Annotated in this window: 16 protein-coding genes; all 16 read left to right on the plus strand. The window is 40.6% G+C overall.

The features are described from left to right. The first annotated feature begins 35 nt into the window (after window positions 1-35). The 16 genes from ACYQ03_RS02395 to ndk all read left to right on the plus strand — a co-directional run bounded on the left by ACYQ03_RS02395 (window position 36) and on the right by ndk (window position 15,361). On the plus strand, window positions 36-1,070 hold the full coding sequence (locus ACYQ03_RS02395) for a peptidylprolyl isomerase (RefSeq protein ID WP_459907347.1): 1,035 nt from the start codon (window positions 36-38) through the stop codon (window positions 1,068-1,070). A 132-nt stretch (window positions 1,071-1,202) separates the two neighbouring features. Then, entirely contained in the window at window positions 1,203-1,763 is a 561-nt protein-coding gene (gene spoVT, locus ACYQ03_RS02400; RefSeq protein ID WP_459907349.1) for a stage V sporulation protein T, read from the plus strand. Window positions 1,764-1,880: 117 nt separating this feature from the next. Beyond that, window positions 1,881-3,446: a bifunctional methyltransferase/pyrophosphohydrolase YabN gene (gene yabN / locus ACYQ03_RS02405; RefSeq protein ID WP_459907350.1), complete on the plus strand. Its 1,566-nt coding sequence runs from the start codon at window positions 1,881-1,883 to the stop codon at window positions 3,444-3,446. 13 nt (window positions 3,447-3,459) lie between these two features. Further along, on the plus strand, window positions 3,460-3,780 hold the full coding sequence (locus ACYQ03_RS02410) for an HU family DNA-binding protein (protein WP_459907440.1): 321 nt from the start codon (window positions 3,460-3,462) through the stop codon (window positions 3,778-3,780). 16 nt (window positions 3,781-3,796) lie between these two features. Continuing rightward, the gene (locus ACYQ03_RS02415) at window positions 3,797-4,045 is read left to right on the plus strand and encodes an RNA-binding S4 domain-containing protein (protein WP_459907352.1); all 249 of its coding nucleotides are present in this window, start codon (window positions 3,797-3,799) and stop codon (window positions 4,043-4,045) included. Window positions 4,046-4,196: 151 nt separating this feature from the next. Continuing rightward, window positions 4,197-5,150 (plus strand): SpoIID/LytB domain-containing protein, encoded by a 954-nt coding sequence (locus ACYQ03_RS02420; protein ID WP_459907354.1) that lies wholly within the window; start codon window positions 4,197-4,199, stop codon window positions 5,148-5,150. 351 nt (window positions 5,151-5,501) lie between these two features. After that, a complete protein-coding gene (gene yabP, locus ACYQ03_RS02425) occupies window positions 5,502-5,786 on the plus strand; it encodes a sporulation protein YabP (protein ID WP_459907442.1) in 285 nt (94 codons plus the stop codon). Window positions 5,787-5,804: 18 nt separating this feature from the next. Then, complete coding sequence (gene yabQ, locus ACYQ03_RS02430) at window positions 5,805-6,374, plus strand: spore cortex biosynthesis protein YabQ (protein WP_459907355.1); 570 nt, start codon at window positions 5,805-5,807, stop codon at window positions 6,372-6,374. A gap of 176 nt (window positions 6,375-6,550) precedes the next feature. After that, a complete protein-coding gene (locus ACYQ03_RS02435) occupies window positions 6,551-6,787 on the plus strand; it encodes a helix-turn-helix transcriptional regulator (RefSeq protein ID WP_459907356.1) in 237 nt (78 codons plus the stop codon). Further along, entirely contained in the window at window positions 6,784-7,233 is a 450-nt protein-coding gene (locus ACYQ03_RS02440; RefSeq protein ID WP_459907358.1) for an FtsB family cell division protein, read from the plus strand. The genes ACYQ03_RS02435 and ACYQ03_RS02440 overlap by 4 nt, the downstream gene beginning before the upstream one ends. Before the next feature lie 98 nt (window positions 7,234-7,331). Continuing rightward, window positions 7,332-7,721: a S1 RNA-binding domain-containing protein gene (locus ACYQ03_RS02445; RefSeq protein WP_459907359.1), complete on the plus strand. Its 390-nt coding sequence runs from the start codon at window positions 7,332-7,334 to the stop codon at window positions 7,719-7,721. Between the two features lie 70 nt (window positions 7,722-7,791). Next, entirely contained in the window at window positions 7,792-8,685 is an 894-nt protein-coding gene (locus ACYQ03_RS02450) for a Ppx/GppA phosphatase family protein (protein ID WP_459907360.1), read from the plus strand. A gap of 88 nt (window positions 8,686-8,773) precedes the next feature. Further along, a complete protein-coding gene (spoIIE, locus tag ACYQ03_RS02455; RefSeq protein ID WP_459907362.1) occupies window positions 8,774-11,245 on the plus strand; it encodes a stage II sporulation protein E in 2,472 nt (823 codons plus the stop codon). Between the two features lie 233 nt (window positions 11,246-11,478). Further along, window positions 11,479-12,897 carry a tRNA lysidine(34) synthetase TilS gene (gene tilS / locus ACYQ03_RS02460; RefSeq protein ID WP_459907364.1) on the plus strand — a complete coding sequence of 473 codons (1,419 nt, stop codon included), beginning with the start codon at window positions 11,479-11,481 and terminating at the stop codon, window positions 12,895-12,897. 77 nt (window positions 12,898-12,974) lie between these two features. Then, on the plus strand, window positions 12,975-14,795 hold the full coding sequence (ftsH, locus tag ACYQ03_RS02465) for an ATP-dependent zinc metalloprotease FtsH (RefSeq protein ID WP_459907365.1): 1,821 nt from the start codon (window positions 12,975-12,977) through the stop codon (window positions 14,793-14,795). Between the two features lie 116 nt (window positions 14,796-14,911). Further along, the gene (gene ndk / locus ACYQ03_RS02470) at window positions 14,912-15,361 is read left to right on the plus strand and encodes a nucleoside-diphosphate kinase (protein WP_459907366.1); all 450 of its coding nucleotides are present in this window, start codon (window positions 14,912-14,914) and stop codon (window positions 15,359-15,361) included. Window positions 15,362-15,370 lie beyond the last annotated feature (9 nt).

The raw sequence follows: 15,370 nt of genomic DNA on the forward strand, positions 1-15,370 counted from the left end.
AATGGCCATATCATGTAAAAGGAGGAACTATTTTAGTGAAAAACAAATATTTTCGGATCTATATTCCGGTACTTCTTAGCCTGATACTTTTATTTACAGGCTGTGCCAATAATAAGGCCAATATCGTAGCCACAGTAAATGGTAAAGATATTACCCGGCAAGAATTGGACAAGCAGGCCAATTTAGTATTTGAGGGCTACAAGCAACAAGGCTTTGATGTAACTACTGAAGAAAATAAAGAGATGCGGACTCAGTTAGAGCAAAACATTTTAGAAGATATGATTACCAAAGAATTGGTCTTGCAGGAGGCAGAAAAGCAAAAATTAGCCCCAACCAAAGAAGAAATTGATAAGAAATTAGCTGAAATTAAAAAAGGTTTTCCCAATGAAGAGGAATATAAAAAGGCTTTAGAACAAACCAAAGTTACCGAAGCATACTTAAGGGAACAATTAGTATTGGAAGAGTCCTCACGTAAACTCTATGAGAAGGTAACTGCCGATGTAAAGAAACCCACCGAAGAAGAAATTACCGCATTTTATAATGAGAATAAGAACAGGGAGCCTATTGGTACTCCTGAACGTCTTGAGGTAAAGCATATGTTATTTGCCATTAACAGTGATCAACAAGGCATCCCCAAACGAAGCGAAGCAGAAGCCCTTCAAGCAGCCAAATTAGCCTTAGCAGAGGTTACCCAAAAGGGCAGGGATTTTGCTGCTGTGGCTCGGGAAAAGTCAGATGATTTGGGAACTCGTGAAAATGGCGGAAGTTATACAATTGATAAAGGTACAAATACCACTGACCCCAACTTTGAAAAAGCTGCAACATCCTTGCAGCCCGGTGAGATTACTAAGGAACCAGTAAAGAGTACCTATGGATATCATATTATTAAACTTGAAAAAGTTACTCCAGCTTCGACAAAGACTCTGGATGAAGTAAAAGAAAGCATAGCAGCCCAGTTGGAGGGCGAGACTAAACAAGCCAAATTTAACCAATTTATCGAAGACCTAAGAAAAAATGCCAAGATAGATAACAAATTAGCCCCAAAAACAGGGGATTCGGCAAAAAAATAGATAATAAACTAAAACCCGAAAATAAACTTCTAACAATGGAAAATTATGAATAACACCTTCCCTCCCGTTATATACTATCAATGAAAGTTAATCCGCGTAGATTATGCAGAAAAAGGAGGGAAGTAATCTTATATGAAAGCAACGGGTATTGTTCGTCGTATTGACGATTTAGGTCGAGTTGTTATACCAAAAGAGATTAGAAGGACATTGAGGATTCGTGAAGGTGATCCCCTCGAAATTTTTGTGGATCGTGAGGGTGAAGTAATTCTTAAAAAGTACTCACCGATCGGAGAATTAGGAGATTTTGCAAAAGAATACGCAGATTCGTTATATGAAGCCCTGGGTCACATTGCTTGTATTGCAGATCGGGATACCATTATTGCTGTGGCTGGGGCTCCTAAAAAAGAATTTATCAATAAACCCATTGGCCCCAATGTAGAAAAAGTAATGGAAGATCGCAAAGCCGTTGTAATTAACTCACCGGGTAATGATCCTCATTGCAAAGAATGCGGCATTACAGAGGATGGCGAGTGTAAATACTCTTCTGAAGTAATTGCACCGATTATTTCCGAAGGTGACCCAATTGGAGCAGTTATCCTAGCTTCGAAGGACCCAGATATTAAAATGGGAGAAATGGAACTTAAGTTAGCCGAGACTGCTGCTGGTTTTCTTGCAAAACAAATGGAACAATAAAACAGAAACAAACGGGCCGAAAAGGCCCTTTTTTTTCTTTTATACTTACAAAAAGTGTAAAATACGAAGGTGGTTATCCTGTTTCATTTAATAAGGTATAGAAAGTGGGGTAAGAATATGGACAAGTTTATTACTATTGTTGGGCTTGGACCCGGTGATCCTGGAATGCTACCGCTTAGGGTATGGGAAATCCTAAATGGTGAAGCTACAGTTTATTTGCGTACGAAAATTCACCCAACTGTTGATTGGTTAAAACAAAAGGGGATAAAATTCTTTTCCTTAGATCACCATTACGAAAACTCTGAAACATTTGAAGAAGTATACACAAATATTGCTCAGGAGGTCGTGGAGGCAGCTCAAAATCATTCGGTAATTTATGGTGTACCAGGGCATCCTATGGTTGCCGAAGACACTGTAGGTAGAGTGGTGGAGTTAGCGTCGGCCAAAGGAATTGGCTGTCGAATAATACCGGCAATGAGTTTTTTGGATGCCTTATCGTCAGCCATTAGCTTTGACCCGTCAAAGGGACTACATATTATTGACGCCCTGCGCTTGGATGAACAGAAACCGGATCCTACTGTAGGTACAGTTGTGACACAAATATACGACAGAATTGTTGCTGGGGAAACTAAACTAAGCCTAATGGATTACTATCCGGATGAGTATATTATTACCGTTGTACGTGCTGCGGGAATACCTAACGAAGAAAGGATTCAACGGGTTCCCCTGTATGAATTGGATCGTTTGGATTGGATTGATCATTTAACCAGTCTATACATTGAACCCCTACCTAAACAAGCAAATGTAAATACCCGCCCTTGTGAACAGGGTGAACGATACCCTACTCCTTGTTTATTTCCCTTGGATCCACTGGTTGATGTTATGGTCGCCCTAAGGGGGGAACAAGGTTGTCCCTGGGATAGAGAGCAAAACCATGAAAGCCTTAAACCTTACCTAATAGAAGAAGTATATGAGGTTTTGGAAGCCCTTGAACAAGGACAAATGTATAAAATTTGTGAAGAATTGGGAGACTTATTATTACAAATTATTTTTCATGCACAACTCGCTAATGAAAAGGATCACTTTGATATCAATGACGTAATTCAATCTATTACTGAAAAAATGATACGAAGGCATCCACATGTTTTTGGATCTGTCAGTGTTAAGGATAGCCAAGAGGTATTGGTTAATTGGGACAAAATTAAGTCCCAGGAACAAGGCAAAGAAGTCCAAGTGCAGCCTTATTTATCAGGTGTTCCACGAGCCCTACCGGCACTATTACGAGCCGGCAAGGTACAAGCCAAGGCAGCCCGTATAGGCTTTGATTGGCCAGATTATCATGGAGCATTGGAAAAGGTAAAGGAGGAACTACAGGAAGTTCTTCAGGCCAAAGAGAACAGCGATACACAGGCAGTGGCCGAAGAATTGGGAGACTTACTCTTTGCTGTAGTTAATCTAGCAAGATTGCTGAAGGTAGATTCCGAAAACGCGCTCTCTTTAGCCACCAATAAGTTTATCAAAAGGTTTCATTATATAGAGCAACAAGCATTACTTTCTGGAAGAAAATTACCAGAATTAACTCTTGAGCAAATGGATCAATGGTGGGAAGAAGCTAAAACATATAAAAACCTAGAAAAAGAAGAGGAAATATTTACTTCTAGGGAGGAAAAGCTAATAAAATAGCGAAATAGCAAAAATAGTTTATTCTGAGTTCAAGGAGGGTCCTTATTTGAACAAGGCCGAACTAATTACTGCAGTTGCAGAGAAAACCGAATTAAGCAAAAAAGATTCTGAGAAAGCTGTTTCCGCTGTCCTTGGTTGCATTGAAGAGTCTTTGGCCAAAGGCGACAAGATTCAACTGGTGGGTTTTGGCACCTTTGAATCTAAGCCCCGTAAAGCCCGTGAAGGTCGCAATCCTCAAACAGGCGAAACAATTCAAATTCCTGCCACCAGAGTACCTGTGTTTAAAGCTGGCAAGGCATTAAAGGACGCTGTAGCCAATCTCCCTGTAGAATAATTCTGGGGGTTGAAAATTGAGATTAGACAAATTCCTTAAGGTTTCCAGGGTCATTAAACGACGTACTCTGGCTAAGGAAGTATGTGACAGTGGCCATATTCAGGTTAATGGTCGAGTGGCAAAGGCAAGCCTTGAGGTTAAACCAGGAGATAGGGTGGAAATTAATTTTGGTTCAAGAAAAACTTGCTTTGAGATTATAGAAGTTAAAGAAACTGTTCCTGCAAAGGAAGCAGCCAGTCTTTATAAAATTATTGAGCAAGCATAAAAGATAAAGACACTTCGTCCATTGAAGTGTCTTTATCTTTTTATTATCTAGTGAGAGATGCCCGCTGCTTCTCAAGCCAGTTTTATCTAAATAGCATATTTTTGTTTTGGAGTGAGACAATATAGCAAATAGAAAAATGGAGGGAGTCCACTTGAGAAAACAAATTTTGCTATTAATTTCTTTATTTATCGTAATAGGTATGTTTTCCTTGGGTTGCCAGCAAGCTGCCAAGAAGCCACAGGAAGAAGCACCGGAACGTTTTAAGGAAGAGCCAACTATTAGCCTTTATAATAATGAGACAGGACAGAAGCAACAAATCAAGCTTGAAGAATATGTTACAGGGGTTGTGGCAGCAGAAATGGAGCCCGCATGGACTACTGGGGCTTTGGCTGCTCAGGCCATTTTAGCCCGTACATTTACTATGGAAAATATTGAATCTGGCCGGGTGAAAGAACTTCATGGTACTGATGTTTCAACCAGTATTGAAGAATCCCAGGCCTATGATCCTTCTCGAATTACTGAGAATGTAAGAAAGGCTGTAGATCAAACCAGAGGACAGGTCATAACCTATCAAGGAAAGTACATTAAGGCATGGTTTTCTGCCAGCAATGGGGGGAAAACTGCCAGTGCTGCTGAAGGATTGGCCTACTATAAAACTCCTACTCCCTATATTAGGGCCAATGTAGACGACCCCATGTCTGTTCAGAATACTTTGCCAGAAATTCAAAGCTGGACTGCAACTATCCCTGGGTTTAAGGTCCGTGAAGCTGTTAAAAGCATAGCTGGTTCGGATCCAGGCCCTATAACCGCAGCTAGTATTATGGAGCAGGGGCCTTCTGGCAGAGTGATCAAGATGAAAATAAATCAGGCAGTTGTTGGAGGCCCGGCTTTTCGACTTGCTGTGGGAAGTACGGATGCTAGATCTATGTTGTTAACAAACGTTGCAGTACAGAATGGTAACCTAGTTCTAACCGGAAAAGGTTACGGGCATGGAGTAGGTATGTCTCAATGGGGAGCCAAAAACATGGCAGAAAAAGGGACTTCACCCCAAGATATAATAAAATTTTACTTCAAAGACATAAACATTACGAAGTTATACGATTAATTCAGCCATCTGCCATCAGCTCTAAAATCCTTGGCAGAGGGCCTGGGCCATGAGCCGAGCTGTATTCTCATCAGTGTTTTATACAGAGAGACTATTTAAAACAACCCGCTATCATATTAGTAGGTTGTTTTACTTTTTTCGAGGCATACCCCCTGGTATACATGCATATATATCAGCTTAAGAGATGGTCTTTGGGGTCAGCCATGAGCCGTGAGACATGGGCTTTTTGATATGGCTAAATGTCTCAAACCTCCATGCCTAGAATGGCTAAAAACTAAAGGCTAGCGACTAAGAGCTAAGAGCTGAAGGCTGATGGCTGACGGCTTATTTCCCTGGGAACGGAGGGGTACTGTGGAGGAATACGGAAAACATGTTTTAACCATTGAAGGGCGCAAGAAATTACAACTTGAAGGAGTACAACATGTAGGCAGTTTTGATGAACAGGAGATAACCCTAGATACTAATATGGGTTTTTTGCAGTTAAAGGGTGAGGGAATGCATATTACGAATCTTAACCTGGACAAAGGGAGTTTAGTGGTAGAAGGTTTTATTAACGGCTTAGAATATATTGAGGGTAAATCCACCCGAGGCAATAAGTCTAAGAGCAAAGGTTTTATTAACCGGATACTTAAGTAGTAAACTAAAAGACAGGTGGTGCAACAATTGGTTCCCTTGCAGGATCAGTTTTATTACTTTGTTTTGACAATAACCATTGGTATGGTGGCAGGGTTATGTTATGACCTGTACAAGGTGACCAGGGGCACTTTAGGGCTGCGTAAGATAGGAACTGCTCTGGGGGATGTTTTGTTCTGGCTTATCCTTACAGGTGTCGTTTTTGTATTGCTTTTACTAGGAAATTGGGGCGAAGTTCGCCTATATGTTTTCTTGGGTTTAGCCCTTGGAGCAGTATGTTACTTAAATATCTTTAGTCGTCGTACTACGGTCTTGATTCAATGGTTATTTAAAACCACCTTGCAGATTTGGGTAGGACTATTGAAAACGATATCCTTTATCTGGAGAATAATTTGTTTACCCTTTAAAGGGCTGTACCTGTTGGTAACGGTCCCCGTGATTTTCGTCAGCCGCATTCTTGGAAAAGTTTTATCATGGGTAAAAAGAATTATTACAAGAGTTTTTAGTAAACCCATAAAAGTAATCAAAGGAGGTATTTGGCAGCGAATAACCTCAATATTCCCTATATTTGAATATAAAAAGAAGGAATAACGGGACTAATGTCCTGTTATTCTATTTTATTAGTGAATTTGTTGGTTTATTTTTTTATATTGGTCTAGAAAAAATATTTCTTTGTAGTAAAATTGTAATAAAAACGTACTAAGGTTGTACACAACATGTGCATATCCTGTGGATAAACTGTGGGTTATGGTCGGGGGTTAGGCGGGGTGCAATTGGAAATACGAGGCGCAGAAAAATTAAGTTTTCGAGAACGTCAAGTAGTAACTCTTAAAGAAATGGGGCATTCTACTGATAAAATTGCAGCCAAGCTAAAACTTAGCCCTAATACTGTTGCTACCTTATTTAACCGAGCCAAATCTAAAGGGTATCAGGTTGTCATTGTGATACCTGGAGACAGTTTAGGCTTATTTGGACCGGAGGAAGAGGAGGAAATGAATGAATGATTTCCACTGGGAAAGGAAAGGTGACAGAACTTAGACTCCACCGTGACATTAATGAACAGGGGCTAAAGGTACGCCGGGGAAAAAAAGGTGGTAGACTGATACTATTTCTTTCTGTAGCTATTGTTGGATATATGGCCTTCTCCTTGTTTAATCAGTTTACCAGAGTGGATAATATGCAAAGTAGTGTCAAGACACTACAAAGCCAGGTAGAGGAATTAAAAACCCGTAATGAAGCACTAAGGGCTGAAATTAAACAAATTAAATCAGAGTCTTACATTGAACAGGCAGCAAGAGAGCAACTGGGACTTGTTAAACCCGGTGAGACGTTAGTTGTTCCGGCACAAACAGAGCAGGAGAATACACCCTCTGAGTCAGGTAAACCTGCTCAGCAAAATAACTCTAATGGTGAGGCTTTTAATGTAAAGTATAAGAACATCTATGACTGATTTAAAAGTATTCGTGTATTGACACTTATAACACTCTTACAATATACTTTTACTAAGTAAAAGTTGGTTTGCCAATTAAGGAGGGCACTTGCAAGTACATGTCTTTGGAACAAGGTAGTATTGTAGAGGGAGTCGTAACAGGGATTACTAATTTTGGTGCATTTGTAGAGTTACCGGGTGGCCAGACCGGGTTGGTGCACATATCTGAGGTTGCCGAAGTCTATGTTAAAGACATTAATGAATTTTTAAAGGTTCAGGACAAGGTAAAAGTAAAGATTATATCGGTGGATCCAAAAGGGAAGATTGGATTATCCATAAAGCAAGTAAATGCTCCTGCTAATACCGCGAACAGGGGCAATCGTAAACCAAGATTCCAACCTTCCTTCGAAGATAAGCTGGCCAAGTTTATGAAAGAAAGTGATGAACGTCTATCTGACCTTAAAAGGCAGACCGATTCCAAAAGGGGCGGACGGGGCTCAAAGTTTTAAAAGATAGTATAGCTAATAAGCATTCCCTTTTTTAGGGAATGCTTATTTATTAAGAAGAGGGTGGTAGTTTATGCGTCTTGCCAGTATAGATATTGGTACTAATTCCACACGGTTTTTGGTGGCTGAGGTAGAAAAAAACCATATATCCGTTATAAAAAGCGGTCTTATAACCACAAGATTAGGGCAGGGGATAAATGAAGGGAAACTATTATTGGCTGCAATGGAAAGGACTGTGGCAGCTATTGAAACTTTCTTGCAGGAGATTCAGCCCTATAGTCCATTGGGTATGATTTTGGCTGCCACCAGTGCAGTGAGGGATGCTGTCAATAAGGATGAGTTTTTGCAAATGGTTTACTCCAGAACAGGTCTAGAAGTGAAAGTATACTCTGGTGAAAGGGAGGCTGCTGCCAGCTATCTGGGTGTTGTGAACGGGTTGCCTGGAGTTGACCGAAATTCTACTGTTGTACTGGATGTAGGTGGTGGAAGTACAGAATTTATTTGGCAAAATGGTCAAGAAATTCATTATGTAAGTTTACCTCTAGGGGCTGTTCGAATAACGGAAGGCACCTACTCCGAAGAGAGAGTAAGAGAAATCATGGGTACTACTCTAGGCAAGATTAAAGAGCAGCAAAAGGGGAATTTATCCCTGGTGGCTGTGGGAGGAACAGCCACTACTCTTGCGGCAATGTCATTAGGCTTGTCGCCCTACCAACCTGAATTGGTACACGGATATTTTCTGCCTGCAGCAGAAATAAATCGCTTATTAACGCTGTTATTGGAAACGAGCTTGGAGGATAGGAAAAAGATTGTTGGGTTACAACCCCAAAGAGCCGACATTATTCCGGCCGGAGTTACTATTATAAAAAATGTTGCAGAAGCCTTAGGGCTAGCTGGTTTAACGGTTTCTGAAAGTGATATCCTACAGGGATTGCTATTAGAATTTTATCAGGAGTTGTCGAAATAAAAACTGGAATAACCTACCAATAATGACAGATATTTCCCACCCGCTATACTATAATGGAGCAAAAGTGACAAGGTAAGGGGTGGGTCTGTTGTTTGAACGAGTGGATATTTATACCTACCATAGGACGGGACAGGGTTCAAATAAAAAGAAGGAAGCAAAGGGACGGAAGGGCCCTGAGAAGGCAAAAAAAATAGAAGGTAAGGCAAATAAATTTTCTTTAGCTTTTGTTGGACGAGCTTTAACTAAGGAACGGATAATTCTTTATATTCTGGCTTTTTTCCTGGGCCGGGCAGTTCTTTTGGGTGAACTCTCTCCCTTTGGTACCAGTTTTGTTTGTGCTACTGTGTGGGTGTTTGGACCCCTCCCATTAATTCCTTTAGCTGTTATTGGTGGCTTAGTGACCGTCACTGAGGGCATTTATTTTTGGCATTCCTGTGTCATTATTGCAACTGTTTTTTTTGTGGTATTGTCAGTGAAGCCTCAGGTTAATCGTCCTTGGCTTGTGATACCTGGGGTTGTTGTTGTTACAACGATTACTATAAAGAGTATTTTTATTAGTTTACAGACACCTTCCCTTTATCCCTATATCACAGCTTGCTTCGAAGCAGTGTTTGCAGGGGTCTTAACCTTTGTTTATCTGCAGGCTTTGACCCCCTTTGCCAGGGGGAATATGCCACGTTTGATGTCAGGGGAAACCATTTTTTGTTTTTTAATTTTGTTAGCGGGGTTAATAGCAGGTACAGGTGGTTTAAATTACGAATTTCTGACCCTTCGAGGTATTATTAGCCGTTTTGTTATTCTTCTGGGGGCTTATTTAGGAGGCTCGGGAGTTGGCGCTGCCACAGGGGCAGTTATGGGTGTTATTCCGGGTTTAGCCTTTATGGTAACTCCCGTTATTGTAGGGGCCTATTCCTTCGCCGGGGTATTAGCAGGGGCTGTAAGGGGTTTTGGTAAGGTTGCTGTGGTCGGTGGGTTTTTATTGGGGAATATTGTATTGGCTGTTTACGTATCTAATTATGGTGACCTTAAAGGTGTAATAACTGAAACAGTAGTTGCCAGTATGCTGTTTTTATTATTTCCTGCACGGCTGCAAGAAAAAATTATTGAGCATCTTCCCCAGAGTAGAAAAGAACCTACAACGGTAACACCAATACAAGATACTAGGTTAAGGGAGTTAACGGTAGATCGTATTCGAAACTGGTCATCCATATTTACGGAACTTTCAAGAAGTTTTGAACAGGTATCCAGTACAGTTCAACAGAGCCAAGAGGAACATGGACTACAACAATTATTTACGGAAGTTAGTAAAAAGGTATGTGAGGGCTGTGCCCTTTACCGAACTTGTTGGGAAAGGGACTTTTATCGGACCTATCAAAATATGCTTGATATGCTTTCTACAGTTGAGCTGCAAGGGAAAATTACCATAGAGGATCTTTCAGAGGAGCTTAAAAAACGTTGTGCTAGATTAAAAGAGATGTCCATAACTATTACCTGTCTCTATGAAACATATAAAGTAAACAAGTATTGGCATCAGCGCCTACTGGAAAGTCGGGAATTGGTATCAGAACAATTAAAGGGAATTTCGCAAATAATGGAAAGTATGTCCAGTGAGTTGGAATTTGATGTTGAATTGGACGGGGAAATCGATGAAGCTCTCAAAAATCAATTTGCCAAAATGGGCATACCAGTACAGGAGGTCTATACACTACATAAGGAAGATGGTTTGATGGAAGTTGGGGTAGTAAAACAGGCATGCCGGGGTGGGATGGAATGCCGTTTTACAATTGCACCCATTGTTTCTAAAGTTGTGGGTAGAGGTTTCAATGTTGCCAGTACAAACTGTCAACTTAGGACCGGTGAGGATCGTTGTGCCTTTAAGCTTTATCCTTCCTTGAGATATAGTTTAGATGTAGGTGTAGCAAAAATCGGTAAAGACGGGAATGCAGTGTGTGGTGATAGTCATTCAATTCTTCAGCTAAAAGAGGGACGGATGGCATTGGTTTTATCAGATGGCATGGGTACTGGACCCAAGGCAGCTAAGGAAAGTGGGACCATTGTTTCTCTACTTGAACATTTATTAGAATCTGGCTTTGGGCAAGATTTAGCTGTAAAGACTGTAAATTCAATTATGATGTTAAGAACCGCCGAAGAAACTTTTTCAACTGTAGATTTAGCCGTAGTGGATTTATACAATGGGAACGGAACCTTTTTAAAGATTGGTGCAGTTCCCAGTTACCTAGTCAGGGGTCGCCGGGTGGCTGTAATAAAAACCAGTGCTTTGCCTGTGGGGGTTGTGGAGAACTTACAATTTGTATCTGTAAGTAAAGTTTTAGAGGAGGGAGACCTCTTAATTATGATCAGTGATGGGGTTCTAGATGCTTATCGGGGTACTGACGAAGATCAAGACCAGTGGATAACGGGTATTCTGCAGAGCTTAGGAAAGATAGGGGCCCAAGAGGCAGCTGACGTTATTTTAGAAGTAGCCCAAAATGCTGCTGGAGGGCGAATACCCGATGATATGACTGTTATTGTGGCAAGAGTGCTAACACCGGAGGAATGATGAAGAATTATATGAGTAAACTAAGGCTGACGCATTGTGTGTCAGCTTTTTTGCTGTTAGCCGTTAGTCATTAGCCTTTAGTCGAAGACTAAAGCTAGTTGGATATATTATAGAGAAAAGCAGAGTATATATGATTAGGTTTGGAATTGGGCAATATTGTGAGTCTAGGGGAGGAGATTATTGGGAAATGTTGAAACTATATTAAAAGAAAGAAATATAAGGAGATAGAACGTATGGAGGTGTTAGAAAGAGTATACACTGAAATTACCCAAAATCCGATGGTAATAAGAGGGCAAAGGGTTATTGTGGGGGTTTCGGGTGGTCTGGACTCCGTAGTGCTTTTACATATTTTAAATTGTTTACGCAAGGATCTGGGGATATTCCTTCATGTAGCTCACTTAAATCATATGTTACGTGGGGAAGAAGCTAAAGAGGATGCTCTATTTGTGCAGGCACTTTGTCAAGAATGGGGGATACCTTGTACTGCGGAAGAACGAGATGTACCTGCCTATGCCCAAACTAAAAAAGTATCCTTTGAGGTTGCAGCCAGGGAGATTCGGTATCAATTTTTTTGCAAGGTATTAAAAAAAACTGCGGGAGATAAAATAGCACTGGCTCATCATGCCAACGACCAGGCAGAGACAGTGTTGATGAATTTATTAAGAGGTTCGGGACTAAAGGGTTTATCGGGAATAACACCAATTAGAGACAATCTTTATATACGGCCCTTGTTAAAAATAAGTCGTTATGAAATTGAACAATATTGTCAACAGAAAGGGCTTTCATACAGAATTGATAGGTCTAATTTAGACACAAAGTATCGTAGGAATAAGTTAAGACATCAATTAATTCCTTTATTAGAAAAAGAATATGCACCAGGTTTAGTCGGCAATTTATCCCGTATGGCAGAACAAATTCGTGAGGAAGACCAATTTTTGGAATGCCTTGCCCGAGAAATATACCAAAAGGTATTACGCGGAATGGATGAATCGGTTCTGATATTGGATAGAAATGAATTGATGAAGCAGCCAGTAGTTCTATTACGAAGAATCATACGAATCGTTTATCAACAACTTAATGGAACTAAACAGGGGCTAGCTTTTGAACACGTGGATAACTTGATTAACCATTTGATCAGGGGTGGACCGGAAAAAATTATTGAAATGCCGGCAGGAATAATAGTTAGATTAGCATCAGATAGGTTGGATGTAAGTAAGGGTATGATGGAGCGGCAAACAATGACGGTATCCTATTTTTTGGAGGTGCCAGGGAGCGTTACTATTGATGGGATAAAAGTTAGCTCCCGGATTATTAATAAAGATGAAATGTCTATGGCACCGTGGGAACTTCCACCTAATATTGTAGCTATCGATTATAATTGTGTCTCACAGCCGCTGGAGGTAAGATTTAGAAAAGAGGGAGATGTCTTTATTCCCTTTGGTTTAGGAAAAAAAATAAAACTAAAAAAACTTTTGATAGACAGTAAGATTCCGAGACATTTAAGAGACCAAATACCATTAGTCGTTGAAACAACATCAGGGCGGATTATTTGGGTTTGTGGTATTCGACTGGCAGATCACATTGGATTAACAAGTTTAACGCAAAAAGTAATTCTACTAAGTCTAGAAAATGGGAATGATAGTATCAGATAAATTGATAACAAATAACTGTTGTGGTAAAATATTCATTACCTTGGGATTCTAGGGCCTTGTAGGGAGGAGTGACATTTTTGAATAAGGTTCTTAAAAACCTTAGCATCTATCTATTAATTGTATTGGTAATCATATTTTTGATCCAGTTCACTGGAGAAAAAAAGACTACCGTTGTTCCGTTACGGTATGATGAATTTATGACAGCTTTGGAACAAAACAAGATTCAGAGTGTGGAGATGACAACAGATAAGTCTACTAACATCATCGTAGGTAAATTAAAAGATGGTAGAGATTTTGAAACTAATGGACCTATACTGGATGAAACCATAGTTCCTCTTTTACGTGAGAAAAACATTCAATACAGGCAAGCGTTACCTCCGGAACCATCTTGGTGGGCTGGATTATTAACCACAATGTTACCTATACTTATTTTTGTACTACTATTCTTCTTTATGATGCAGCAAAGCCAAGGTGGCGGCAATCGAGTAATGTCCTTTGGTAAAAGTAAGGCCAAATTACATACGGATGAAAAACAAAAGGTAACCTTTGAGGATGTTGCAGGTGCCGATGAGGTTAAAGAAGAACTGTCTGAGATTGTTGATTTCTTAAAGAGCCCAAAGAAGTTTAATGAGATTGGTGCTAAAATACCTAAGGGCGTTCTCTTGTTTGGACCTCCTGGTACTGGTAAAACATTACTTGCCCGTGCAGTGGCTGGGGAAGCGGGAGTCCCGTTCTTCTCTATTTCAGGCTCCGATTTCGTTGAAATGTTTGTGGGCGTCGGTGCTTCTCGTGTACGGGATTTATTTGAGCAAGCTAAGAAAAATGCCCCTTGTATTGTATTTATTGACGAAATAGACGCTGTGGGACGTCAAAGGGGTGCTGGTTTAGGAGGCGGTCACGACGAGCGTGAACAAACTTTAAACCAATTACTTGTTGAAATGGATGGGTTTAATCCTAATGAAGGGATTATTATTGTGGCTGCTACTAACCGTCCAGATATTCTTGACCCGGCGCTTTTACGCCCCGGTCGCTTTGACCGACAGGTTGTAGTGGACTCACCGGATGTTAAAGGACGGGAAGAAATCCTAAAAGTCCATGCTAAAGGAAAACCTTTGGAAGATACTGTGGATTTAGAAGTGTTAGCCCGTAGAACTCCCGGGTTTACCGGTGCAGATCTGGCTAACCTAATGAATGAGGCAGCTTTGTTAGCGGCTCGTTCAGGTAAAAAGACAATCGGTATGCACGAGTTAGAAGACTCTATTGAAAGAGTAATTGCAGGGCCAGAAAAAAAATCAAAGGTGATCTCCGAGAAGGAAAAACGTTTGGTTTCTTACCACGAAGCAGGTCACGCCTTAGTAGGGTATCTGTTACCAAATACTGACCCGGTGCATAAAGTATCAATTATTCCCCGTGGCCGAGCTGGTGGATATACACTATTGTTACCGAAGGAAGATCGCTACTACATGACCAGATCAATGTTACTGGATCAAGTTGTCATGTTACTGGGTGGCAGGGTTGCTGAGGATGTGGTCCTAAAGGAAATTAGTACAGGAGCACAAAATGATCTGGAACGAGCCACCAGCATTATTCGTCGGATGATTATGGAATATGGTATGAGTGATGAGTTAGGCCCGCTTACGTTGGGACATAAACAGGATACTCCGTTCTTGGGTAGGGATATTAATCGTGACAGGAACTATTCAGAAGAAGTTGCTTTTGCCATTGATCGTGAGGTGCGCAAAATGATCGATCAGTCCTACAGTAAGGCCAAGTCATTATTAACTGTACATCAAGATACTTTAGATAAAATTGCTATGGTATTGATGGATAAAGAAACAATTGAAGCAGAGGAATTTGCACAACTAATGCAGGAAGCTGGTCTTGATAAACCAGTTTAATCATAGCATTAGCTTGCTACATCTCCAGTTGAAGCTTATTGTCACAGAGAAAGTACTGTAAAGTATACAGGGTGCCTTTCTGGCACCCTGTTCTTAATATTAGAGGAGGAGACAGCGTGGAACGGACTTATTTAATGGTTAAGCCCGATGGAGTTCAAAGAGGATTAGTTGGGGAAATTATCAGTAAATTTGAACAAAAAGGGTATAAAATAGTTGGTTTGAAAATGATGCAAATATCACGTGAAGTTGCAGAAAAACACTATGGGGAACATAAAGGGAAGCCTTTTTTTGCTGACCTAGTGGAATTTATTACTTCAGGTCCGGTAGTAGCAATGGTAATAGAAGGTAAGGAAGTTGTTGCTACGGCCAGGGAGATGATGGGGGCAACCAATCCCCTTAAAGCAGCTTGCGGGACCATTCGTGGAACATACGGAGTTGATGTGGGACGTAATATTATTCACGGGTCCGATTCTTTGGAGAGTGCCGCAAGAGAGATAGCAATTTTCTTTCAGCCAGAGGAACTGGTGGATTACGGACGTGCCATAGATACCTGGATCTACGAGTAGTAATCCAGT

This window comes from Desulfotomaculum defluvii (assembly GCF_054657375.1).

Coding starts and splice junctions, on each gene's coding strand:
- spoVT (WP_459907349.1), top strand. CDS start 1,203: ATGAAAGCAACGGGTATTGTTCGTCGTATTGACGATTTAGGTCGAGTT.
- yabN (WP_459907350.1), top strand. CDS start 1,881: ATGGACAAGTTTATTACTATTGTTGGGCTTGGACCCGGTGATCCTGGA.
- ACYQ03_RS02440 (WP_459907358.1), top strand. CDS start 6,784: ATGATTTCCACTGGGAAAGGAAAGGTGACAGAACTTAGACTCCACCGT.
- ACYQ03_RS02445 (WP_459907359.1), top strand. CDS start 7,332: ATGTCTTTGGAACAAGGTAGTATTGTAGAGGGAGTCGTAACAGGGATT.
- ACYQ03_RS02450 (WP_459907360.1), top strand. CDS start 7,792: ATGCGTCTTGCCAGTATAGATATTGGTACTAATTCCACACGGTTTTTG.
- tilS (WP_459907364.1), top strand. CDS start 11,479: ATGGAGGTGTTAGAAAGAGTATACACTGAAATTACCCAAAATCCGATG.